This is a genomic window from Streptomyces sp. NPDC093591 (genome assembly GCF_044764885.1).
Taxonomy (GTDB): Bacteria; Actinomycetota; Actinomycetes; order Streptomycetales; family Streptomycetaceae; genus Streptomyces.
Genome location: NZ_JBIWIY010000010.1, coordinates 191,218 through 212,255 on the forward strand (window position 1 = coordinate 191,218; position 21,038 = coordinate 212,255).

Consider the following 21,038-nt stretch of genomic DNA (forward strand, 5'->3'; position numbering starts at 1 on the left):
CGCTACCGGGCCGTCTGCGTGTGGACGTAGTCGACGAGCCGGGTCAGCGCGTCCGGGTCGGTGGACGGCATGACGCCGTGGCCGAGGTTGAAGACGTGGCCTTCCAGGCCCGCCGCCGCGTCGAGCACCTCGCGGGTCTTGGCCTCGACGGCCTCGGGGGTGGTGAACAGGATGGTCGGGTCGAGGTTGCCCTGGAGCGCCTTGCCGGGGCCGACGCGGCGGGCGGCCTCGTCGAGCGGGACGCGCCAGTCGACGCCGACGACGTCCGCGCCGGCCTCGCCCATGAGATTCAGCAACTCACCGGTGCCGACGCCGAAGTGGATGCGCGGGACGCCGTAGCCGGCGACGGCGTCGAAGACCTTCGCGGAGTGGGGCATCACCGAGCGCCGGTAGTCGGCGGGGGCGAGGGAGCCGACCCAGGAGTCGAAGAGCTGGACCGCGGAGGCGCCGGCCTCGATCTGGACCTTGAGGAAGGCGGCCGTGATATCGGCGAGGCGGTCGAGCAGGTCGGCCCAGAGCTCGGGGTCGCCGTACATCATCGCCTTGGCGTTCTCGTACGTGCGGGACGGGCCGCCCTCGACGAGGTAGCTCGCAAGGGTGAAAGGTGCCCCCGCGAATCCGATGAGGGGGGTGGAGCCCAGCTCGCGCGTCAGCAGGCCGATGGCCTCGGTGACGTACGAGACGTCCTCGGGGGTGAGATCGCGCAGCTGGGCGAGGTCGGCGCGGGTGCGGATCGGGTTCTCGACGACCGGGCCGACGCCGGGCTTGATGTCGAGGTCGATGCCGATGGCCTTGAGCGGGACGACGATGTCGCTGAAGTAGATCGCCGCGTCCACGCCGTGCCGGCGCACGGGCTGCAGGGTGATCTCGGTGACCAGCTCGGGCCGCATGCACGATTCCAGCATCGGGATGCCCTCGCGCACCTTGCGGTACTCCGGCAGGGAGCGCCCGGCCTGCCGCATGAACCACACGGGCGTGTGCGGCACGGGTTCGCGCCTGCACGCCTTGAGGAAGGCGGATTCGTACGTGGCTGTCGGCGGCGTCTGGTTGGCACTCACGGGGGCAAGTCTCGCACGGCCGCACAGGGCCCGGCGTCGGGGTTGCCGTGTTGTCCGGGTGTCTCTCCCTGCACGAAGCCCCCGTTCCCCTTAATCTTCCCGGCATGGCTGCGGCTCAGGAACGACTGTCGGACGGCGCTGGCGGAATGGTCGACGCAAAGGACGCCAAGGAGGGCGACTTGGACGGGAGCAGTACGGCTCCGACGCCCTTCCGGGCCGCCGTCGACGCGCTCAGGGCCGCGCGGCTGCGGCCGCAGATCGAGGTCGAGCAGACGAAGGCGCCCCAACGCCTGGCTCCTTACGCGTACGCGCTGGAGGCCGCCGTCGTCGACGGTGACCAGGACCTGGCCGACGGCCGCCTGGTGCTGCTGCACGATCCGGCGGGGCACGACGCCTGGCGCGGTGCCTTCCGGCTGGTGACTCTGGTGCGGGCGGAGCTGGAGCCGGAGATGGCCGCCGACCCGCTGCTGCCCGACGTGTGCTGGTCCTGGCTGACCGGTGCGCTCCAGGCGCGCGGGCTGTCGTACGGCGAACCGAGCGGCACCGTCACGCGCGCGAGCTCGCATTACTTCGGCGGTCTGGCCGATCGCCCGGCGGCCTCGCAGATCGAGATCCGCGCCTCCTGGACGCCGCGCGAGGGCCTGGGCGGGGTTCCGGACACCGGGGCCCATCTGGCGTCCTGGTGCGACCTGCTGGCCCAGGTCGCGGGTCTGCCCCCGGCGGGTCCGGGCGACGCGTCGGTGGTGACGCTGCCGCAGCGCCGCGATCCGCAGTCCCGCTGACCGCCACCGGCTCGACCCTCACCTGCTCGATCTCCGCTTGCTCGAGCGCCCCCTGGTCGAGCCGTCACACACTTGACCATCACTTTGTCGATACGGCCACTTTCGGTCAGGAATCGACCTTGAGCGAACCGATTCAATCACCGAACGATCGACCACGTGTCTGAATTGCCCCGATTGTTACTCACTAAATCGTGATCTTTCCCTAAAGGGCCACGGGTTTGGTGCCGAAGACGACTGTGACCTTGAAAGCCGTCCCCGCACCCAGGAGGCCTGGTGTCCGTTCTCCTCGAGCAGCCCGCAAGCCTGGTCGCCTACCGCCCGAACAAGCCGACCGCCATGGTGGTCGTGGCCGATCCACGCGTCCGCTCCACCGTCACCCGCCACCTCTGGGCGCTCGGTGTGCGCGATGTCATCGAGGCCTCGTCCATCGCGGAGGCTCGTCCCCGCATCGGCAACCCCCGCGACATCTGTGTCGCCGACGTCCACCTGCCCGACGGCTCCGGCCTCACCCTCCTGTCGGAGACCCGCGCCGCGGGCTGGCCCAACGGCCTCGCCCTGTCCGCCGCCGATGACATCGGCGCCGTCCGCAACGCCCTCGCCGGCGGCGTGAAAGGTTACGTCGTCACCGGCACCCGCACCAACGTCGGGCTCCCCACCCGGCCTGGTGCCGCCCCCATCGGCGCCGCCGCCGCCCGTATGCACCGTCGCCACCCGGGTGCCCCGAGCCACCCGGGCGGCTACCGCGAGCTGTCCGGTCGCGAGGTCGAGGTGCTGCGGCTGGTGGCGGAGGGCCAGTCGAACAAGGCGATCGGCGTCTCGATGGGCCTGTCCGCCCTGACCGTCAAGAGCCACCTCGCCCGCATCGCCCGCAAGCTGGGCACCGGTGACCGCGCCGGCATGGTCGCCGTGGCCCTGCGAACCGGCATCATCCACTGACATCCGCCCCCGACATCCACCGCCACCCACCGAGCCCCGCCCCACCCCATTCGAACACTTGATCATTCCCTGACGTGAACGGGATCGGCCGCTGATCCCGCCCGCGTCCCCCCTCTGTCGTGGACCGGACCTTTCAGCCGACCGACTGGTTTACGACCCTCAGGCGCCCGCCGACGGAACGTTCCGTCGGCGGGCGCTGTCCATGCGGTGCCGCCGGGCAGCACGGCTCCTCGCCCGCGTGCGGGTGTGCCCCTACTGCGCCCCGTGGACGAGCCGGAGCACACCGGCGAAGAACCCGCCCGCCACCAGCAGCACCCCGCCCATGACGAGCGCGGCGACCCGCCACGGATACTCCTTGTCGCCGACGACCAGCGTGAACTTCCCGGGGACTTCGGCTCGGTTCAGCCCAGGGAGGCCAGGGGCTGCCGCCGGGGCGGGCGCGGGGGAAATGTGTGACCGCGAGGTGCGGATTGTGAGGGAGCACCAGGGGGGTGGGCCCGCGAAAGGGCCTCGGGGGATGCTGGCGCCATGAGTGGAATCGAAGCAGTCCTGTTCCTGCTGGCGATTGCCGGCGTCGTGGCTCTCGTCGTGTGGGACCGCCGGGGCAAGGCCCGCAAGCAGCGCAGGGCCGAAGAGGCGTCCGCGCGGCTGCAGTCGTTCGCCGAGAGCCGGGGGTGGACCTACGAGGAGGGCGTGCCCAGCCTCGTCGACGCGTACCAGGGGGGAGAGCCGCTCCCGGACCGGGCCAGCGGCGTCATGGGGGACAACGTCATCAGCGGCACGTACCGCGGATTCGGCTTCCGCGCCTTCGAGTACCGCTACTACAACAGCGACATCGACACAGAGACGACGCAGGTCATCGTCCACTCCGTCTGGGCCCTGAATCTGGGCGTGGAGGTTCCGGACCTGCGCGCCTACCGCGACGGCTGGTTCGACACGCTCATGCGGGGGCGGGCCATGGAGCTGGGAATCCCGCGGCTCGACAAGGACTTCCACATCGTCTCCCGTGACGAGGAGCGTGCCCGGGCCGTTCTGCTCGGCGGCCTGGCGGAGTTCCTCACCTCCGACCCCCGGGCCACGGAGCTCCCGCTCCGGCTTCACGACGGTCAGCTGATCACCTCGCGTTCGCGGACCGAGTTGAGCGGTGAGACGTTCGACGAGCCCCTTGAGTATCTCGTCGACGCCGCCGGCCACTTGGGGTCGCTGTCACCCGCCCGGCCTCCGCAGGCGCCGTAGGACAGCGCAGGACGGCCGTCCGAGGCGCACGATGCGGTCGCGCTATGAAGCTTCCCGGTAGGAATCATGTGAGGTCCGCAGCCGGTGTCGCAGCGTCTTTGCCTTTGGGAGACCCTTTTTGCGTTCTCAACAATCAGGGCGCGGACGTGCGTTCGCGCCCGCCTGGACGTAGAGGGGGGAGCCGATGGGCCAGTTCGACGTGGAGCCGTCCGAACTGCGGTCGGCCGCCAAGAAGATCAAGGACTCCGTGGGCAAGAGCGACAAGGTGAAGCTCGACGAACTCGGCAAGTCGAGCGGCGACTTCGGCCACGGCGACGCGGCCAAGGAGTTCGGGCAGCTGATGGCCACCTGGATGCAGGCCGTCAAGAGCCCGATGAAGGAGGACGGGGAGAACTCCTCGGCCAAGCTGGACGAGAACGCCGAGTCCTACGAACGCTCCGAGCGGGAGTCCCAGAACCACTTCACCGGGCCCGCGGTCACCGCCGGCCCGAGCTACTGACGGGGAAGCAATGGCGGCACAACTCGGCTCCACCAAGGACCCGCGCGAGCTGATCCCGGGAAACCCGTCGAAGCTCACGGGCGACGCGGACAAGCTCGACGGCCATGCGAAGACCCTCGACGGCATCGGGGACGAGCTCGGCTCCGTCCGCATTCCCGGCTGGCATGGACAGGCCAGCGACGCCTTCTGGGAGGACTTCTCGGGCCAGAAGCAGAAGTGGTACCGCGGCTCGGACGCCCTCGGTGCGGCCGCGCAGGCGCTGCGAGCCTACGCCGGTGCCCTGGCCTGGGCCCAGGGTCAGGCGGAGGACGCCATCCGGCTGTACGACGGGGGCGACGAGAGCGGCGGCGAGCAGCTGCTGGCGGCCGCGCGCGCCCACGTCGAGTCCGAGGGCGACGCCGCGGCCAAGAAGTTCAAGGCCCAGGGCGGTGAGGGCGACAACGCGCCCGACTGGCTGTTCTGGGCTTCGGAGGCGGCGCAGGACAACACCGGCGCGACGTCCAGGAAGATCCAGCGCAGCGAGCTGGAACGGGCACCCGAGACCAGGCCCGTCGGCGCCTGGGGCGACCACAAGAACATGACGCAGGCGGAGCGGGAAGCGCTGCGCGAGGGCAAGGGGCCGGGCGTCACCGTGGCCGGCCCTTCCGTCACCGCCGACGCCAAGGTCTGGGGCGCCGAGGCCAAGGGCCGCGGTGAGTTCGCGGGCGGCGAGGTCTCCGGCAAGGCCGGCGTCAACCTCCTCGGCGTCGATGCCTCCGCCGGCGTGGGCCTGGTGGACGGGAACGCCACCGCACAGGCATCCGGCAAGGCCTATCTCGCCCAGGCCGCGGCCGAAGGCAAGTACTCGGCCGGTCTGTTCGAGGCCTCCGGCAAGGGCGAGGCGTACGTGGGCGCCGAGGCCGGCGTCAAGGGCTCCATCGGCACCGACGGCGTCCACGTCGGCGGCGAGGCCTTCGCCGGTGCCAAGGCCAGCGCGGAGGGACATGCCTCCGTCGCCGGTGTCGGCGTCGGTGGCACGGCGGAGGCGTGGGCCGGCGCCGGTGCCGAGGCCCACTTCGACGCCGGCATGAAGGACGGCAAGTTCGTCATCGGCGCAGACCTGGGCGTCGCCGTCGGCGTCGGCGGCAAGCTCGGGGGCCAGATCGAGATCGACCCGGGCAAGATCACCGACGCGGCCGGCGACGCGGTCGACGCGGTCGGGGACTGGTTCGACTGACTCGCCGCGGGGAGCCCCGGCCGGGGCTCCCCGCCGTCGCCTCTCCCCCGTCGCTTCCCGTACCGTCAGAACCCGTACCGCAAGGAGTTGATCCACCATGCCGGGCACGCTTCCGGTCCCGCTCACCATCGAGCTCCCGCAGGGCTGGCAGTCGGCACCCCCGGACGAGGTCGGCGCCCCGAACGCCGCCTTCGTCGCCCTGCACATGGCCTCCCGGGGCCAGGGCTTCATGCCGAACATCACGGTCACCGGCCACACCCTCGACGGCCCGTCGAGCCTGCACGGCCTCGCCGAGGAGTCGGTACGGCGGCTGCGCGAGAACGTCGGCGCCGTCGACGTCGTCAAGCGCGCCGAGGTGGGCACCTCGCCCGCGCCGGGCCTCATCGACGCTCCGGGGATCGTGCAGAACCTGCGCATCCAGGCCACCGTCAACGGGCAGCCGATGGAGCTCGCGCAGAGCCAGTTCATCCTGGTGCTGGAGAACGCGCAGCGGCGCAGTGAGCGCGCCGAGATCGAGATCGCGCTGACGGCGAGGACGAGCCAGCTGCAGGACGTCCTGGAGGACTTCCAGGCCTTCCTCTCCACCCTCCGTCCGGCCACCTCCACCCCGGAGGGGTAGGGCCGTCCGACGAACCCCGTCCGCCCGGAGGGCGGGCGGGGAGGCGTCGCGCAGGGGCTGCGTCACGGGGGCCGGGGCCACGGCTCCCCGGTGGTGGAGATGGGCCGCTTTCGGAGGATTCCGGCCATCTGCGGGGCGCATCGAGGGCCGGAGTGGCCGAGAAGCACCGGTCGGCCATGAGAAACGACGAGGCGTGTTTCCGCAGGTCAGCGCCAATGTGTCCAGAACGCGCAGGTCAGACGCTCGCGCGTACGGATACCCTTGACATGTGACCGACGCCCAAGAGACCGCAGCAGACAGTTCACTGCGAACCACCGGAGGCGCCCCTCCGGACGACGGCGGATCTTCTGTTACGGAGGCGCCGATCCCTTTGCTGGAGCCCCGCGAGGGCATCCCGCCCGTGATCGCCGACGAGGCCGCGCTCGCCGAGGTGATCGCCGCCTTCACCGCGGGCTCCGGCCCCGTCGCCGTCGATGCCGAACGCGCGTCCGGCTACCGGTACGGCCAGCGCGCCTATCTCGTGCAGCTGCGCCGCGAGGGCGCGGGGTCCGCGCTGATCGACCCCGTGGCATGCCCCGATTTGTCCGGGCTCGGCGAGGCACTCTCCGGCGTGGAGTGGGTGCTGCACGCGGCCACCCAGGATCTGCCCTGTCTGCGCGAGATAGGCATGGTGCCGACCCGGCTCTTCGACACCGAGCTGGCCGGGCGGCTCGCCGGGTTCCCCAGGGTCGGCCTCGGGGCGATGGTCGAGAACGTGCTCGGGTTCGTCCTGGAGAAGGGGCACTCGGCCGTCGACTGGTCGACCCGCCCGCTGCCCGAGCCGTGGCTGCGGTACGCGACGCTCGACGTCGAGCTCCTCGTCGATCTGCGCGACGCCCTGGAGAAGGAGCTGGACCGGCAGGGGAAGCTGGAGTGGGCGTGGCAGGAGTTCGACGCGATCGCCGCCGCGCCGCCCGCTGAGCCGCGCAAGGATCCGTGGCGGCGTACGTCCGGGATGCACAAGGTGCGCAGGCGGCGGCAGCTCGCTGTCGTCCGGGAGCTGTGGCAGACGCGGGACCGGATCGCGCAGAAGCGGGATGTGTCGCCGGGCAAGGTGCTCAGTGACGCGGCCATCGTGGAGGCCGCGCTCTCCTTGCCGGCGAATGTGCACGCCCTGGCCGCGCTCAATGGGTTCGGGCACCGGATGGGGCGGCGGCAGCTGGAGCAGTGGCAGTCCGCGGTGGATCGTGCGAAGACCTTGACCGACGCGCAGTTGCCGGCGCCCGGGCAGCCGGTGACCGGGCCTCCGCCGCCGCGGGCCTGGGCCGACAAGGACCCCGCCGCGGCGGCTCGGCTCTCCGCGGCTCGGGCCGCGGTTTCGGCGCTGGCCGAGCAGCTCAATATGCCTCAGGAGAACCTGATCACGCCGGATACGGTGCGGCGGGTTTGCTGGGAGCCGCCGAAGGTTGTCGACGCGGAGGCTGTCGCGGAGGCGCTGGCTGCTTGCGGGGCCCGGCCTTGGCAGGTTGAGCAGGTCACGCCGGTACTGGTGGCTGCTTTGTCCGCCTAGTCGCCGTAGGAGGATCTCCTGTAGGGCGCCCAAAGGCCGTAGGCCCCTGAAGGGGCGCCTCACCTGGTCGCTCCCTTCATGAAGCCGTTGTAGACGAACCTCTGCAACAGCAGGAAGACGATCAAGGTCGGCAGGATCACCAGCACCGCTCCTGCCGAGATCGTCTCCCAGTGGGCGCCGAAGGGCCCTTTGAAGCGGAACAACGACGTCGAGATCACGCCAAGGTCCTCCGAGGGCATGTAGAGGAACGGGGTGTAGAAGTCGTTGTAGGTGGTGATGCCCTTGACGATCACCACCGTCGCGATCGCCGGCTTCAGCAGCGGGAAGATGATCTTGCGGTAGATCGTGAAGGCGTTGGCGCCGTCCAGGCGGGCCGCCTCGTCCAGGGAGGTCGGGATGGAGCGGACGAACTGCAGGAAGATGTAGATCGAGACGATGTCCGTGCCCATGTAGAGGGCGATCGGCGCCCAGAGGCTGTCGAACATGCCGAAGCTGTTGACGATCTGGAAGGTCGCCACCTGGGTCGTCACGCCGGGGACCAGGGCGGCGACCAGGAACAGGGCCACGACCAGCTTCCTGAAGCGGAAGGTGAAGCGGTCGACGGCGTACGCCGTCATCGAGCCGATGAGGACCGTGCCGCCGATGGCGAAGAGCAGGATGATCGCCGTGTTGGCGAACGCCGAGAGCATCCGTCCGTCCTGGAACGCCGTCACGTAGTTGCCGAAATTCAGCAGGTCGTCGGGGAGGGCCAGCGCTCCGCTGTCGTTCGCCATCTCCTGCTCGGACTTGAGCGACGTCAGGACCACCGCCGCCAGCGGGAGCAGGACCACCACCGTCGCGGCCATCAGGGACAGGTACACCAGGGTGCGGGCCACCGCGCGGCGGGTCATGCGAGGTCCATCCTCTTGTCGTCGGCGGAGTCGGGGACGAGGCGCCGCTGTACCCAGGTCACGGCCAGGACGATCAGCAGCAGCACGACCGCGGCCGCGGAGGCGAGCCCCGTCTTGTTGAACTGGAAGGCCAGCTTCACGGTCTGGATCACGAAGGTCTCGGTGCCGGTCGCCCCGCCCGTCATGATGTACGGGATCTCGAAGACCGAGAGCGAGCCGGAGATCGAGAGGATCACCGTCAGGCTCAGGACCGGCTTGATGCCCGGCGCGATGATGTAGCGGAACTGGTGCCAGCGGTTCGCGCCGTCCAGTTCGGCCGCCTCGTACAGCTCCCCGGGGATCGACTGGATCGCGCCGAGGAAGAGGACGAAGTTCAGGCCCAGGTAGCGCCAGACGGAGACGGCGGCGAGTGAGGTGTTCGCCGATTCCGGGGTGCCGAGCCAGGCACGGTCCGTCTCCACGCCGAACAGGCCGAGGACGGAGTCGAGGGTGCCGCCGTCCTGGAAGAAGTAGAGGAAGACGAAGCCGATCGCGACCCCGTTGATCAGATACGGGAAGAACAGCACGCCCTTGAAGAAGTTCCGGAAGCGGACGTTGAAGCTCAGGATCGTCGCGAAGTACAGCGCGGCGACGATCTGGAAGACGGACGCGGCCAGGTAGTAGCCGCTGACCCAGAAGACCTCGAACAGGTCGGAGCGCGTGAAGAGTTCGGCGTAGTTCTCGGTGCCCGTGTAGTGCAGCTCGGGGCTGACGCCGTCCCAGTCGGTGAAGCTGTACGCGACCATGTTGGCGATCGGCGCATAGGTGAAGGTGAGCAGCAGGGCCAGCGGGGCGAGCAGGAAGAGCCAGGGGGTGGCCCCGCGCCACAGACGGGCTGTGCGCGGGGCGGGGGCCGGTTCAGGGACGGCCGGCCCTGGTGAGGATTCGACCTCCCCCTTCTCGGTCGTGTCCGTCATCAGGACCCCAGCGACTTCTGGGTGTCCGTCCACTTCTCGCCCAGGCCGTTCAGGAAGTCGTCCAGGCTGCCCTTCGTGGCGCCGCGCGCGAGGTCGACCAGGTCCTGGCGGTAGTCGGGCTTGTAGATGCCGACCTCGGACTGGTTGTCGATGGACTTCACCTGGGCGCCCAGGGCGTCGTCGAGGTCGAGGAGCTTGACGCCCGCTTCCTCGTACGGCTTCAGGATCGCCGGCAGCGGGTCGGCCTTGAGCGGGGACAGCGCGAGGTTGTCGGCCGCGTAGCCGGACTTGTCGGTGAACCAGTCGATCCAGGCGCGGGCCGCCTCCTTGTGCTCGGAGTTGATGTTCACGGCCTGGTTGTAGTCGGGCAGCGTCACCGCGCAGAACATGCCGTCCTTCTGGGCGGGGAAGGGCATGAACCCGATGTCGTCCGGGTCGGCGCCGGCCTGCTTCGCCGCGCCCTGCATCTGGATGACCGCCCAGGAGCCGAGCCACATCGTGGCGATCTCACCCTTGGCGATCCGGGGCTTGGACGCCTCCCAGTTGGTGGTCGTCGGGTCCTTCTCGATGAGCCCCTCGTGGACGATGTCGTACAGCAGCGTGTCGGCGGTCCGGACATCGGCGCCCTCGGCCCACGGGTTGCCCTCGGCGAGCTTGGTGGTGGCCTGCTCGTCACAGCTGGGCGAGCCGTTGACCTGCGTCCACTGGGTGAGCGGCCACATGTCCTTGAAGTTGGTGTAGTACGGGACCGCGTCGGTCTTCGACTTGATCGCCTTCAGGCCGTCGAGGAACTCGTCCGGTGTGGTGGGCCAGTCGGTGATTCCGGCCTCGCTCCAGACCTTCTTGTTGTAGATGAAGCCGGGGACGGCGCCGAGCGGACTCTGGCCGTAGACCTTGCCGTCGACGGTGGTGTAGTCGGTGAAGCGGTACTTCTTGCTCCGCTCGGCCTGGGTGCCCAGCGAGGCGAAGAACTTGGGGTAGTCCTTCTTCTCGATCACGGCCGGGATCATGAGGACGTCGCCGTAGTTCTCCGTGTTCATACGGATCTTGACTTCGCCCTCGTAGTCGGTGATGGCGTCGAACTCGACCTTCACCTTGGGATACGTCTTGTTGAACTCGGCGGCGTACTTTTTCATCGTCCCGTCCTGCACGAGGTCGGTCCGGTGGGTGAGGACGGTGATGGTGCCGCTCACCTTCGACGGGTCGTCGGCGGCCTTGGCCTCGGCGCCCTGCGAGCTTCCTCCGGTGCCGGTGCACGCCGAGAGCAGCAGGGCACCCGTGACCATGGCGAGGACTGTACGGCTGTTCATGTGCGTCAGCTCCGTTCTTGGGATGGACGAGCACGAGCGGGTTGGCTGGTTCCGAACTCTGACAACGTTTTCTTAACCGGTAAAGTCCGTATCTCGCCAACGATGCCAAAAAGCTTCCCCGCGCTGGGACTTGATCGGTTTAGGAGAGCGCGCATGCTTCAGGCCACACCGCTCACCGACGGATGGACCCTGCGGCACGAGGGAGCGGCGCTCCCGGCCGCCGTGCCCGGCTGTGTGCACACCGATCTGCTGGCGGCGGGGGTGATCCCGGATCCGTTTCTCGGGCGGAACGAGGCCGAGGTGGCGTGGGTGGGTCGGCGGGACTGGACCTATGAGACCGACCTGACCGTCACCTCCGGTCATGAGCAGACCGACCTGGTCTTCGACGGGCTCGACACGGTCGCCGAGATCCTGCTCGACGGCCGGCTCCTGGGCCGGGTACGGAACATGCACCGCTCGTACCGCTTCGACGTGACGGGGCTGAGCGGGCGGCTCTCGGTGCGTTTCGCCTCCGCCTATGCCGAGGCCGAGGCCGTGCGCGGCAAGCTGGGCGAACGGCCCGCCGCTTACGCCGAGCCCTATCAGTACCTCCGCAAGATGGCCTGCTCCTTCGGCTGGGACTGGGGGCCGACCCTGGTGACGGCCGGGATCTGGCGGCCGGTGCGGCTGGAGCAGTGGTCGACGGCCCGGATCGCCCGCGTACGGCCCTTGGTGACGGTCGAACAGGGCACCGGGCACGTCGAGTTGGCGGTCGACGTCGAGCGGACCCGGGTCGAGGCGCCGCTCACCGTGGAGGCGACGGTCGGCGGGGTGCGGGCCCGGGCCGAGATCGACGGGACGGGTGGGGTCGTACGGCTGACGGTGCCGGACGTGGAGCTGTGGTGGCCGCGTGGATACGGTGAACAGCCACTGTACGACGTCGAGTTGACGCTTCTGCAGGGCGGGGACGCGCTGGATGTGTGGCGTCGGCGGGTCGGTTTCCGGACCGCCGAGCTGGACCGCCGGCCCGATGAGCACGGCACCGGCTTCACCCTCGTCGTCAACGGCGAGCGGCTGTTCGCACGGGGCGTCAACTGGATCCCGGACGATGTGTTCCCGTCCCGGATCACCCGCGAGCGGTACCGGGAGCGGCTGCGGCAGGCGGCCGACGCGGGCGTGGATCTCGTACGGATCTGGGGCGGCGGGATCTACGAGAGCGAGGACTTCTACGACGCCTGCGACGAGCTGGGGCTGCTGGTGTGGCAGGACTTCCCGTTCGCGTGCGCGGCCTATCCGGAGGAGCAGCCGCTGCGCGGGGAGGTGGAGGCCGAGGCCCGCGAGAACGTCGTACGGCTGATGCCGCATCCCTCGCTCGTGCTGTGGAACGGCAACAACGAGAACCTGTGGGGGTTCCGGGACTGGGAGTGGGAGCCTCGGCTGGCCGGGGACTCCTGGGGCGAGGGGTACTACCTGGGCCTGCTGCCGCGGGTGGTGGCCGAGTTGGATCCGACGCGGCCGTACACGGCGGGCAGTCCCTGGTCCGGGTCGTGGGACCGGCATCCGAACGATCCGGCGCACGGCACGCACCACTCCTGGGAGGTGTGGAACCGGGAGGACTACGCCGACTACCGGCTGAACGTGCCCCGGTTCGTGGCCGAGTTCGGCTGGCAGGCGCCGCCCGCGTACGCCACACTGCGGCGCGCGCTGCCGGGCGAGGAGCTCGCGCCGGACTCCCCCGGCATGCTGCACCACCAGAAGGCGGACGACGGCAACGGGAAGCTGCGGCGGGGGCTGGAGCGGCATTTCGCCTTTCCCGAGGGGGACTTGGAGGGGAGTCCCGGGGGGAACTTCGACCGCTGGCACTACCTCACGCAGGTCAACCAGGCGCGGGCCGTGGCGGCCGGGATCGAGCACTGGCGGTCGCACTGGCCGGTGTGCGCGGGCACGGTCGTATGGCAGCTCAACGACTGCTGGCCGGTGACGTCGTGGGCGGCGATCGACGGGGACGGGCGGGAGAAGCCGCTCTACCACGAGCTGCGGCGGCTGTACGCGGACCGGTTGCTGACGCTGCGCGTGCGGGACGGTGGGCTGGAGTTGGCCGTCGTCAATCAGGCGGCCGAGGGGTGGGCCGGGACCGCGCGGCTGCGGCGGATGTCCGTCGAGGGGGTGGTGGCCGGCGAGGCGAGCGTGAGGTTCGGCGCCGAGGGGCGGGCGGTGGCCCGGGTCGGTGTGCCCGGGGAGCTGGAGCCGGTCGGGCCGAAGGAGTTCCTCGTGGCGGACGCGGACGGTCTGCGGGCCGTGCACTTTCCCGCGCCGGATCGTGAAGTCCCGTATCCGCGGCCGGAGTTCGAGGTGAGGCTCGTGCCGGGTGGGCTCGTGGTGACGGCCCGTACCCTCGTACGGGACCTGCTGCTCCAGGCCGATCGGCTGCATCCGGACGCCCGGGCCGACCGGGGGCTCGTCACGCTGCTGCCCGGCGAAGAGGTGACCATCGGGGTGCGCGGCTGGGAGACTCCCGACGCGGAGGCCGCACGCTCCGCCCTGTACTGCATGGAGCCCAGCCGATGACGGCCACGCCGACACCCCGCGTCACCATCAAGGACGTCGCCGCGCGCGCCGGTGTGTCCAAGGGGGCCGTGTCCCTCGCCTTCAACCACAAGCCGGGCCTGTCGGAGGCGACCCGGGACCGGATCTTCCGGGCCGCGCGGGAGCTGGGCTGGGCGCCGAACCTCACGGCGCGGACGCTGGCCGGGTCGCGGGTGGACGTGGTGGGGCTGGCGATCTGCCGGCCGGCCCGGCTGCTCGGCCTCGAACCCTTCTACATGGAGTTCGTCTCGGGTGTGGAGAGCGTCCTGACCGAGCACTCCTGCTCGCTGCTGCTCAGGCTCGTACGGAATCTGGACGAGGAGGTCGGGCTTCAGGAGTCGTGGTGGCGGGGGCGGCAGATCGGCGGTTCGATCCTGGTCGACTTCCGCGCCGACGACCCGAGAGTGGCGGCGGCGCAGCGGCTGAAGATGCCGGTCGTCGCGGTCGGGCACCCGTCGCTGACGGGCGGGCTGACCTCGGTGTGGACCGACGACGCCACCGCCGTCACGGAGGCTGTGCGGTATCTGGCCGCGCTGGGGCATCGGCGGATCGCCCGGGTGGGCGGGGCGGCGGCGCTCGGGCACACGGCCATCCGCACGGCGGCGTTCGACGAGGCGGCGCGTTCGCTGGCGCTGGCCGGGGCGTGGCAGGTGGCGACGGATTTCTCCGGGGATGCGGGTGCTCGGGCGACACGGTCGCTGCTCATGGCCGCGCCGGCTGATCGGCCGACGGCGATCGTGTACGACAACGACATCATGGCCGTGGCGGGGCTTTCGGTGGCGGCGGAGATGGGCTTGTCGGTGCCGGGGGACGTGTCGTTGCTGGCTTGGGACGACTCGCAGTTGTGCCGGCTTACGCATCCGACCTTGTCCGCGATGAGTCATGACGTGCATGGGTTCGGGGCGGAGGTGGCTCGGACGTTGTTCGGGGTGATCATGGGTGGTGGGGTGGGGTCGCATCCCGTGCCTACTCCGGTGCTCACTCCTCGGGGGTCCACTGCGCCGCCTCGGTGAGGTTTCGTACGGGGCTGCGGGTTGTCGTGGGTTGCTCGCGCCCGCGCGGCGGTAGCCGCATATCGAGACAGCCCCGCGCCCCCTGGAGGGGCGCTCCTCGCCACCGGCGTTTATATGTGACCTTCGCCGCTCCGCCCTCCAGGGCTGTGCAGCTACGTTACTCATAAGTAGCATGGGCCTGAGCGCGCGCTCAGCGCATCGCAGCAGTGCCGTCCCGCATCCTGGAGGAGAGCCATCGTGCCTCGTACCGTCAGGGACGTCGTCTTCGTCGACGGCGTCCGCACCCCGTTCGGCAAGGCGGGCCCGAAGGGCATCTACCACGAGACCCGCGCCGACGACCTCGTCGTGAAGGCGATCCGGGAGCTGCTGCGCCGCAACCCCGGTCTCGACCCGAAGCAGATCGACGAGGTCGCCATCGCCGCGACCACGCAGATCGGTGACCAGGGCCTGACCCTCGGCCGCACCGCCGGCATCCTCGCGGGCCTGCCGCAGTCGGTGCCCGGCTACTCCATCGACCGTATGTGCGCCGGCGCCCTGACCGCCGTGACGTCCGTCGCCGGTTCGATCGCCTTCGGTGCCTACGACGCCGTCATCGCCGGTGGTGTCGAGCACATGGGCCGCCACCCGATGGGCGAGGGCGTGGACCCGAACCCGCGGTTCGTCAGCGAGAAGCTGGTCGACGAGTCGGCGCTGTTCATGGGCATGACCGCCGAGAACCTGCACGACCGCTACCCGCACATCACCAAGCAGCGCGCCGACGAGTACGCCGTGCGCTCGCAGGAGAAGGCCGCCAAGGCGTACGCCAACGGCAAGATCCAGCAGGACCTGGTGCCGATCTCCGTGCGCCGGACCAACGCCGAGGCCGGCGAGACCGGCTGGGGTCTGGTCACGGCGGACGAGCCGATGCGTCCCGGCACCACCCTGGAGAGCCTGGCCGGTCTGAAGACGCCGTTCCGCGTCCACGGCCGGGTCACCGCCGGTAACGCGGCCGGTCTGAACGACGGCGCCACCGCCTCGATCATCGCCTCCGAGGACTTCGCCCGCGAGAACAACCTCCCGGTGAAGATGCGCCTCGTCTCCTACGCCTTCGCGGGCGTCGAGCCGGAGGTCATGGGCTACGGCCCGATCCCGGCGACGGAGAAGGCCCTCGCCAAGGCGGGCCTGTCGATCGAGGACATCAACCTCTTCGAGATCAACGAGGCCTTCGCCGTCCAGGTCCTGGCCTTCCTCGACCACTACGGCATCGCGGACGACGACGCGCGCGTCAACCAGTACGGCGGCGCGATCGCCTTCGGTCACCCGCTGGCCTCCTCCGGCGTCCGTCTGATGACGCAGCTGGCCCGCCAGTTCGAGGAGCAGCCGAACGTCCGCTACGGCCTGACCACCATGTGCGTCGGCTTCGGCATGGGCGCGACGGTCATCTGGGAGAACCCGCACTTCGACGGAGGCAACAAGTGAGCACCACCGCTGAGCTCCTGAAGGGCGCGGCCGAGCTGTTCCCGGACGAGGTCGTGACGTCCGCGCACGTACGTCACCTCGACCTGCCGTACGGCGCCGGGCGCTTCGCCCTGATCACGCTGGACAACGGCTTCGACCACACCAAGCCGACCACGTTCGGCCCGCAGTCGCTGGCGAACCTTGACAAGGCCATCGACCAGGTCGAGGCCGAGGCCGCCGCCGGTGACATCGTCGGCGTCGGTATCACCGGCAAGCCGTTCATCTTCGCCGTCGGCGCCGACCTCAAGGGCGTCGAGCTCCTCAAGGAGCACAAGGACGCGCTCGCCATCGGCAAGGGCGGCCACGAGGTCTTCAAGCGCCTGTCGGGTCTGGCCGTGCCGACCTTCGCCTACTACAACGGTGCCGCCATGGGCGGTGGCGTCGAGGTCGGTCTGCACTGCAAGTACCGGACTGTGTCGAAGGCGCTGCCGGCCTTCTCGCTCCCCGAGGTCTTCCTCGGTCTGGTGCCCGGCTGGGGCGGCTGCACGATCCTGCCGAACCTGATCGGTGCCGACAAGGCCGTCTCGGTGATCATCGAGAACAGCCTCAACCAGAACAAGCAGCTCAAGGGCCGGCAGGTCTTCGAGCTCGGGATCGCCGACGCCATCTTCGAGGGCGCCGACTTCCTGGAGCAGTCGCTGATCTGGACCGCCCAGGTGCTGAAGGGCGACGTCGAGGTCGAGCGTCCGGTGATCGACCGCGGTGAGGCCTGGGACCAGGCCGTCGCCAAGGGCCGCTTCATCGCGGACAGCAAGGTGCACGGGGCCGCTCCGGCCGCCTACCGCGCCCTCGACATCATCGCCGCCGCCAAGAACGGTGACCTGCAGCAGGGTTACGACGCCGAGGACAAGGCCCTCGCCGACCTGATCATGGGTGGCGAGCTGCGGTCCGGCATCTACGCCTTCAACCTGGTGCAGAAGCGCGGCAAGCGTCCGGCGGGTGCGCCGGACAAGAACCTGGCGCGTCCGGTCACCAAGGTCGGCGTGGTCGGCGCGGGCCTGATGGCCTCGCAGCTGGCGCTGCTCTTCCTGCGCCGCCTGGAGGTGCCGGTCGTGCTGACCGACATCGACCAGGAGCGCGTCGACAAGGGTGTGGGCTACGTCCACGCCGAGATCGACAAGCTGCTCGGCAAGGGCCGTATCAACCAGGACAAGGCCAACCGCCTGAAGGCCCTGGTCACCGGTGTGCTGGACAAGGCCGAGGGCTTCTCGGACGCGGACTTCGTCATCGAGGCCGTGTTCGAGGAGATCGGCGTCAAGCAGCAGGTGTTCGCGGAGGTCGAGGCGGTCGCCCCGGCGCACGCCATCTTCGCCACCAACACCTCCTCCCTCTCCGTCTCGGAGATGGCGTCGAAGCTGAAGAACCCCGAGCGGGTCGTCGGCTTCCACTTCTTCAACCCGGTCGCCGTCCTCCCGCTGCTGGAGATCGTCCGCGGCGAGAAGACCGACGACGCGTCGCTGGCCACGGCCTTCGCCGTCGCCAAGAAGCTGAAGAAGACCGCGGTGCTGACGAAGGACGCCCCGGCGTTCGTCGTGAACCGCATCCTCACCCGCTTCATGGGCGAGATCCAGAACGTCATCGACGAGGGCACGCCGGTCGAGGTCGCCGAGAAGGCCGTCGAGCCGCTGGGTCTGCCGATGTCGCCGCTGGTGCTGCTGGAGCTGGTCGGCCCGGCGATCGGTCTGCACGTCTCCGAGACGCTCAACAAGGCGTTCCCGGACCGCTTCAAGGTGTCCCCGAACCTCGCGGCCGTCGTCAAGGCGGGCAAGCGCGGCTTCTACGTCTACGACTCCGGCAAGCCGGAGCTGGACCCCGAGGTCGCCGCGCTGCTGAAGCAGGGCGACGTCGTCCTGACCGAGGAGCAGGTCCGCGACCGCGTCCTCGACGCCGTCGCCCAGGAGATCGGGCTCATGCTCGACGAGGGCGTCGTCGCCGAGGCCCAGGACATCGACCTCTGCCTGATCACGGGCGCCGGCTGGCCCTTCCACCTGGGCGGCATCACGCCGTACCTGGACCGCGAGGGTGTCTCCGAGCGCGTGAACGGCAAGAAGTTCCTGGCCCCGGGCGTGGCGAGCGTCCCGGCGTAAGCGCTCCGCTGTGAACGCCGGTGCCCCGCATGCCGAGTTGGTGTGCGGGGCACCGGCGTTGTCGGCAGGTACCTGGGGGCTCCGCCCCCAGACCTCCGTACCGGGCTGAAGATGCCGGGACCGGCCGTTCAGAGAATCGCCGGAACCGCCCTCAAGGCGACAGCCCGCCGAACGCCCAAGGGGCGCGGGCCTGTATTGAATGTGCGGCTACCGCCGCGTGGGCGCGAGCAACCACGTACCACCCGCAGCCGCCGCACAAAAGCAGCCGACCGCTCCTCAGCGCCCTAGACCTCCCGCCACGCCTCCAGCGCCAACCCCGGCTCGTCCTTGCGCCGGGTGAGGAGCAGTTGCCCCGTCGACGGGGACAACGTTGCCGCGACCACCCGCTCGTCCTCGTCCACCGCCAGCGCCACCACCGCGTCCACCGGCAGCTGCGGACCGGACTCGGTCCACCACGCCCCGGCCGACTCCTGCTCCGTCGGATACGCGGCGAAGGCGACGCGGCCGCTCGCCGAGCGCTGGGCGAGCAACGTGCAGTCGTGGCCGTCGAGTTCGCAGCGGATCGCGGACACCGGGCCGGGGCCGGCGGACGGCAGCAGTGTCACCGGCTTGGTGCCGGGGCGCCAGGCGCACAGGTCGCCGGAGTCGTCGGCGTAGAAGAGGGTGGTGTGGTCCGCGGAGGTGGCCAGGGCGTGCAGGGTGCCCGGGCGGACCGGGGTCTCCAGCGCCTCCTGAAGGACGGGGACGCTGCCCGGCTTCTCCTGCTGCCAGTGCAGGATGGCGCCGGGGACGGCCGCGTACAGCTCGACCAGTCCGGACTCGCCGGTCACGGCCGCCAACTCGCCTTGTACCTCACGGCCCTTGAGGTCGCGCCAGGGCCCCCAGCCACCCACCTCCTTCTGGCCGCGCATGCTCACGCCGCCGCCCTTGTTGGGGACGAAGACGTGGGCCCGCCCCTGCGCGTCGACCGTGACGGCGGGCGTACCGGTGCGGTCGCCGGCCTGGTTGGGGTGGCCGATGGATATCCAGTCCAGGGCGGCCAGGCGCGGCCGGAAGTGCGTGGAGTGGACCAGTCCCGCCTCGCCCGCCTTGGTGGGCCGCCAGGCGGCCAGATGGGCGTAGGCGTCGGCGCCCTGCCCGACCGCCGGACCGGGGCGCAGCTTCTGGTCGCCGCCGACGCGGCGCGGGGGTTCCCAGGGGCCGCCGGGTCCGAGTTCCGCCCGGCACAGGACGCCGTCGTCGGTCGGCAGATAGACGCTGAGGCGGCCGTCGCGGCCGCGGATGAGCCAGTCGCCGTTCACAGTTTCACCTTATGCGGGGCGGTCCGGCGTGCGCGTGCCGCCCCCTGCCTGGTCAGGCGCGGCACCCGCCGGGCCCGTCGAAGGTCTGCGCTCCGCGCAGGACGTTGATCACAATCCGGGGTGATCGCACCTGACTCGACCGTCAGATGCGCGCCGCCCGGCCCCGAGAAGGCAGGCTGGACGTCGGCAGCAACGTCCGCAGGAGAAGGGGAAGTCGACGTCATGACCGACAAGCTCACCGTGAGCGTCCTGGGCACCGGAATCATGGGCGCCGCCATGGCCCGCAACCTCGCCAGGGCCGGACACACCGTCCGCGTCTGGAACCGCACCCGCGCCAAGGCCGACCCCCTGGCCGCCGACGGCGCACTCGTCGCCGACACCCCCGCCGAGGCGGTCCAGGGCGCCGACGCCGTCCTGACCATGCTCCACGACGGTCCCGCCGCCCTGGACGTCATGCGCGAGGCGGCGCCCGCGCTGCGCTCCGGGGCCACCTGGGTCCAGTCGACGACCGCCGGCATCGAGGCGATCGCGGACCTCGCCGTCTTCGCCCGCGAGTACGGCCTCGTCTTCTACGACGCCCCCGTGCTCGGCACCCGCCAGCCCGCGGAGGCCGGTCAGCTCACCGTGCTGGCGGCGGGGCCGGTCGAGGGGCGCGGGACGGTGACGCCGGTGTTCGACGCCGTCGGCGCCCGTACGGTGTGGACCGGCGAGGACGGCGGGGCGGGCACCGCGACGCGGCTGAAGCTGGTCGCCAACAGCTGGGTGCTCGCGGTGACCAACGCGGCCGGTGAGGTGCTGGCGCTCGCCAAGGCCCTGGACGTGGATCCGCAGAGCTTCTTCGACGTGATCGACGGCGGTCCGCTCGACATGGGGTATCTGCGGGCCAAGACCGGCCTGGTCCTGAACGGCGGGCTGTCCCCGGCCCAGTTCGCGGTGGCCACGGCGGCGAAGGACGCGCGGCTCATCGTGGAAGCGGGCGAGCGGTACGGCGTACGCCTGGATGTGGCGGCGGCGAGCGCGGAGCGCTTCGAGCGGGCGGCCGCGCAGGGGCACGGCAACGAGGACATGGCGGCGGCGTACTTCGCGAGCTTCGACGAGAAGGGGACGGCCGAGGAGTGAGCCACGCCGTGCGACGCTTGCCCCATGACTGAGGACACCCCGCTGCTCGTGATCGTCGACGCCGCCAATGTCGTCGGATCCGTGCCCGACGGCTGGTGGCGGGATCGGCGCGGGGCCGCCGAGCGGCTGCGGGACCGGCTGGCGGCGGACGGCGTGCCGGGGCGCGCGGGGCCGGTCGAGATCGTGCTCGTGGTGGAGGGGGCCGCTCGCGGAGTGCAGAGCGTGCCGGGCGTGCGGGTCGAGTCCGCTGCCGGGAGCGGGGACGATCACATGGTCGAGCTCGTCGCGCGGGCGAGTGGGCGGCCCTGTCTGGTGGTGACCGCGGACCGGGAACTGCGCCGGAGGGTGACGGAGTTGGGGGCGGAGGTGGCGGGGCCGCGTACGGTACGGCCGTAGGGAACGGCG

The 21,038-nt window shown here is 70.5% G+C and carries 18 protein-coding genes; 13 read left to right on the forward strand and 5 right to left on the reverse strand.

Going from position 1 to position 21,038, the window contains the following annotated elements; translation table 11 throughout:
* Window positions 1-2 precede the first annotated feature (2 nt).
* Window positions 3-1,058: a uroporphyrinogen decarboxylase gene (hemE, locus tag ACIREI_RS22605; RefSeq protein ID WP_403335542.1), complete on the reverse strand. Its 1,056-nt coding sequence runs from the start codon at window positions 1,056-1,058 to the stop codon at window positions 3-5.
* A 104-nt stretch (window positions 1,059-1,162) separates the two neighbouring features.
* Here hemE and ACIREI_RS22610 point away from each other — a divergent pair, with 104 nt between their 5' ends.
* The 7 genes from ACIREI_RS22610 (at window position 1,163) to ACIREI_RS22640 (ending at window position 7,895) form a co-directional block, all read left to right on the forward strand.
* A complete protein-coding gene (locus ACIREI_RS22610; RefSeq protein WP_403335545.1) occupies window positions 1,163-1,840 on the forward strand; it encodes a DUF3000 domain-containing protein in 678 nt (225 codons plus the stop codon).
* A 273-nt stretch (window positions 1,841-2,113) separates the two neighbouring features.
* A complete protein-coding gene (locus ACIREI_RS22615) occupies window positions 2,114-2,776 on the forward strand; it encodes a response regulator transcription factor (RefSeq protein ID WP_003997051.1) in 663 nt (220 codons plus the stop codon).
* A gap of 528 nt (window positions 2,777-3,304) precedes the next feature.
* Window positions 3,305-4,012, forward strand: a complete 708-nt coding sequence (locus ACIREI_RS22620) for a hypothetical protein (protein ID WP_403335548.1) — start codon at window positions 3,305-3,307, stop codon at window positions 4,010-4,012.
* 184 nt (window positions 4,013-4,196) lie between these two features.
* Window positions 4,197-4,511 carry a hypothetical protein gene (locus ACIREI_RS22625; protein ID WP_403335551.1) on the forward strand — a complete coding sequence of 105 codons (315 nt, stop codon included), beginning with the start codon at window positions 4,197-4,199 and terminating at the stop codon, window positions 4,509-4,511.
* A 10-nt stretch (window positions 4,512-4,521) separates the two neighbouring features.
* Entirely contained in the window at window positions 4,522-5,727 is a 1,206-nt protein-coding gene (locus ACIREI_RS22630; protein ID WP_403335554.1) for a putative T7SS-secreted protein, read from the forward strand.
* Between the two features lie 97 nt (window positions 5,728-5,824).
* A complete protein-coding gene (locus tag ACIREI_RS22635; protein WP_403335556.1) occupies window positions 5,825-6,346 on the forward strand; it encodes a hypothetical protein in 522 nt (173 codons plus the stop codon).
* A gap of 268 nt (window positions 6,347-6,614) precedes the next feature.
* Window positions 6,615-7,895, forward strand: a complete 1,281-nt coding sequence (locus ACIREI_RS22640) for an HRDC domain-containing protein (protein ID WP_403335559.1) — start codon at window positions 6,615-6,617, stop codon at window positions 7,893-7,895.
* A gap of 59 nt (window positions 7,896-7,954) precedes the next feature.
* Here the strand turns inward: ACIREI_RS22640 and ACIREI_RS22645 are convergent, their stop codons facing one another.
* From ACIREI_RS22645 to ACIREI_RS22655, 3 genes are read right to left on the reverse strand one after another with little or no spacing between them, the layout of a single operon-like run.
* Window positions 7,955-8,785, reverse strand: coding sequence for a carbohydrate ABC transporter permease (locus ACIREI_RS22645; protein WP_403335562.1), 831 nt, complete (start codon window positions 8,783-8,785; stop codon window positions 7,955-7,957).
* The gene (locus ACIREI_RS22650) at window positions 8,782-9,741 is read right to left on the reverse strand and encodes a carbohydrate ABC transporter permease (RefSeq protein WP_403335565.1); all 960 of its coding nucleotides are present in this window, start codon (window positions 9,739-9,741) and stop codon (window positions 8,782-8,784) included. Before ACIREI_RS22650 ends, ACIREI_RS22645 begins: the two co-directional genes overlap by 4 nt.
* Complete coding sequence (locus tag ACIREI_RS22655; RefSeq protein WP_403335568.1) at window positions 9,741-11,051, reverse strand: ABC transporter substrate-binding protein; 1,311 nt, start codon at window positions 11,049-11,051, stop codon at window positions 9,741-9,743. The genes ACIREI_RS22650 and ACIREI_RS22655 overlap by 1 nt, the downstream gene beginning before the upstream one ends.
* Window positions 11,052-11,204: 153 nt before the next feature.
* Between ACIREI_RS22655 and ACIREI_RS22660 the strand changes: the two genes are divergently transcribed.
* The 4 genes from ACIREI_RS22660 to ACIREI_RS22675 all read left to right on the forward strand — a co-directional run bounded on the left by ACIREI_RS22660 (window position 11,205) and on the right by ACIREI_RS22675 (window position 18,213).
* Window positions 11,205-13,598 (forward strand): glycoside hydrolase family 2 protein, encoded by a 2,394-nt coding sequence (locus ACIREI_RS22660; RefSeq protein WP_403335571.1) that lies wholly within the window; start codon window positions 11,205-11,207, stop codon window positions 13,596-13,598.
* Window positions 13,595-14,629 carry a LacI family DNA-binding transcriptional regulator gene (locus ACIREI_RS22665; protein WP_403335574.1) on the forward strand — a complete coding sequence of 345 codons (1,035 nt, stop codon included), beginning with the start codon at window positions 13,595-13,597 and terminating at the stop codon, window positions 14,627-14,629. The genes ACIREI_RS22660 and ACIREI_RS22665 overlap by 4 nt, the downstream gene beginning before the upstream one ends.
* Before the next feature lie 237 nt (window positions 14,630-14,866).
* Complete coding sequence (locus ACIREI_RS22670; RefSeq protein ID WP_403335577.1) at window positions 14,867-16,087, forward strand: thiolase family protein; 1,221 nt, start codon at window positions 14,867-14,869, stop codon at window positions 16,085-16,087.
* The gene (locus ACIREI_RS22675) at window positions 16,084-18,213 is read left to right on the forward strand and encodes a 3-hydroxyacyl-CoA dehydrogenase NAD-binding domain-containing protein (protein WP_403335580.1); all 2,130 of its coding nucleotides are present in this window, start codon (window positions 16,084-16,086) and stop codon (window positions 18,211-18,213) included. The genes ACIREI_RS22670 and ACIREI_RS22675 overlap by 4 nt, the downstream gene beginning before the upstream one ends.
* Before the next feature lie 284 nt (window positions 18,214-18,497).
* Here ACIREI_RS22675 and ACIREI_RS22680 read toward each other — a convergent pair whose 3' ends face one another.
* A complete protein-coding gene (locus tag ACIREI_RS22680) occupies window positions 18,498-19,514 on the reverse strand; it encodes a hypothetical protein (protein ID WP_403335582.1) in 1,017 nt (338 codons plus the stop codon).
* A 222-nt stretch (window positions 19,515-19,736) separates the two neighbouring features.
* Between ACIREI_RS22680 and ACIREI_RS22685 the strand changes: the two genes are divergently transcribed.
* Both ACIREI_RS22685 and ACIREI_RS22690 read left to right on the forward strand, forming a co-directional pair.
* Window positions 19,737-20,633, forward strand: a complete 897-nt coding sequence (locus ACIREI_RS22685) for an NAD(P)-dependent oxidoreductase (RefSeq protein WP_403335585.1) — start codon at window positions 19,737-19,739, stop codon at window positions 20,631-20,633.
* A 24-nt stretch (window positions 20,634-20,657) separates the two neighbouring features.
* Window positions 20,658-21,029, forward strand: a complete 372-nt coding sequence (locus ACIREI_RS22690; protein ID WP_403335587.1) for an NTP pyrophosphohydrolase — start codon at window positions 20,658-20,660, stop codon at window positions 21,027-21,029.
* Window positions 21,030-21,038 lie beyond the last annotated feature (9 nt).

Bases quoted from the DNA above. Each gene is read 5' to 3' on its own strand.
- ACIREI_RS22610 (WP_403335545.1), top strand. From the start codon at position 1,163: ATGGCTGCGGCTCAGGAACGACTGTCGGACGGCGCTGGCGGAATGGTC.
- ACIREI_RS22620 (WP_403335548.1), top strand. From the start codon at position 3,305: ATGAGTGGAATCGAAGCAGTCCTGTTCCTGCTGGCGATTGCCGGCGTC.
- ACIREI_RS22625 (WP_403335551.1), top strand. From the start codon at position 4,197: ATGGGCCAGTTCGACGTGGAGCCGTCCGAACTGCGGTCGGCCGCCAAG.
- ACIREI_RS22630 (WP_403335554.1), top strand. From the start codon at position 4,522: ATGGCGGCACAACTCGGCTCCACCAAGGACCCGCGCGAGCTGATCCCG.
- ACIREI_RS22635 (WP_403335556.1), top strand. From the start codon at position 5,825: ATGCCGGGCACGCTTCCGGTCCCGCTCACCATCGAGCTCCCGCAGGGC.
- ACIREI_RS22645 (WP_403335562.1), bottom strand. From the start codon at position 8,785: ATGACCCGCCGCGCGGTGGCCCGCACCCTGGTGTACCTGTCCCTGATG.
- ACIREI_RS22650 (WP_403335565.1), bottom strand. From the start codon at position 9,741: ATGACGGACACGACCGAGAAGGGGGAGGTCGAATCCTCACCAGGGCCG.
- ACIREI_RS22655 (WP_403335568.1), bottom strand. From the start codon at position 11,051: ATGAACAGCCGTACAGTCCTCGCCATGGTCACGGGTGCCCTGCTGCTC.
- ACIREI_RS22660 (WP_403335571.1), top strand. From the start codon at position 11,205: ATGCTTCAGGCCACACCGCTCACCGACGGATGGACCCTGCGGCACGAG.
- ACIREI_RS22665 (WP_403335574.1), top strand. From the start codon at position 13,595: ATGACGGCCACGCCGACACCCCGCGTCACCATCAAGGACGTCGCCGCG.
- ACIREI_RS22685 (WP_403335585.1), top strand. From the start codon at position 19,737: ATGACCGACAAGCTCACCGTGAGCGTCCTGGGCACCGGAATCATGGGC.
- ACIREI_RS22690 (WP_403335587.1), top strand. From the start codon at position 20,658: ATGACTGAGGACACCCCGCTGCTCGTGATCGTCGACGCCGCCAATGTC.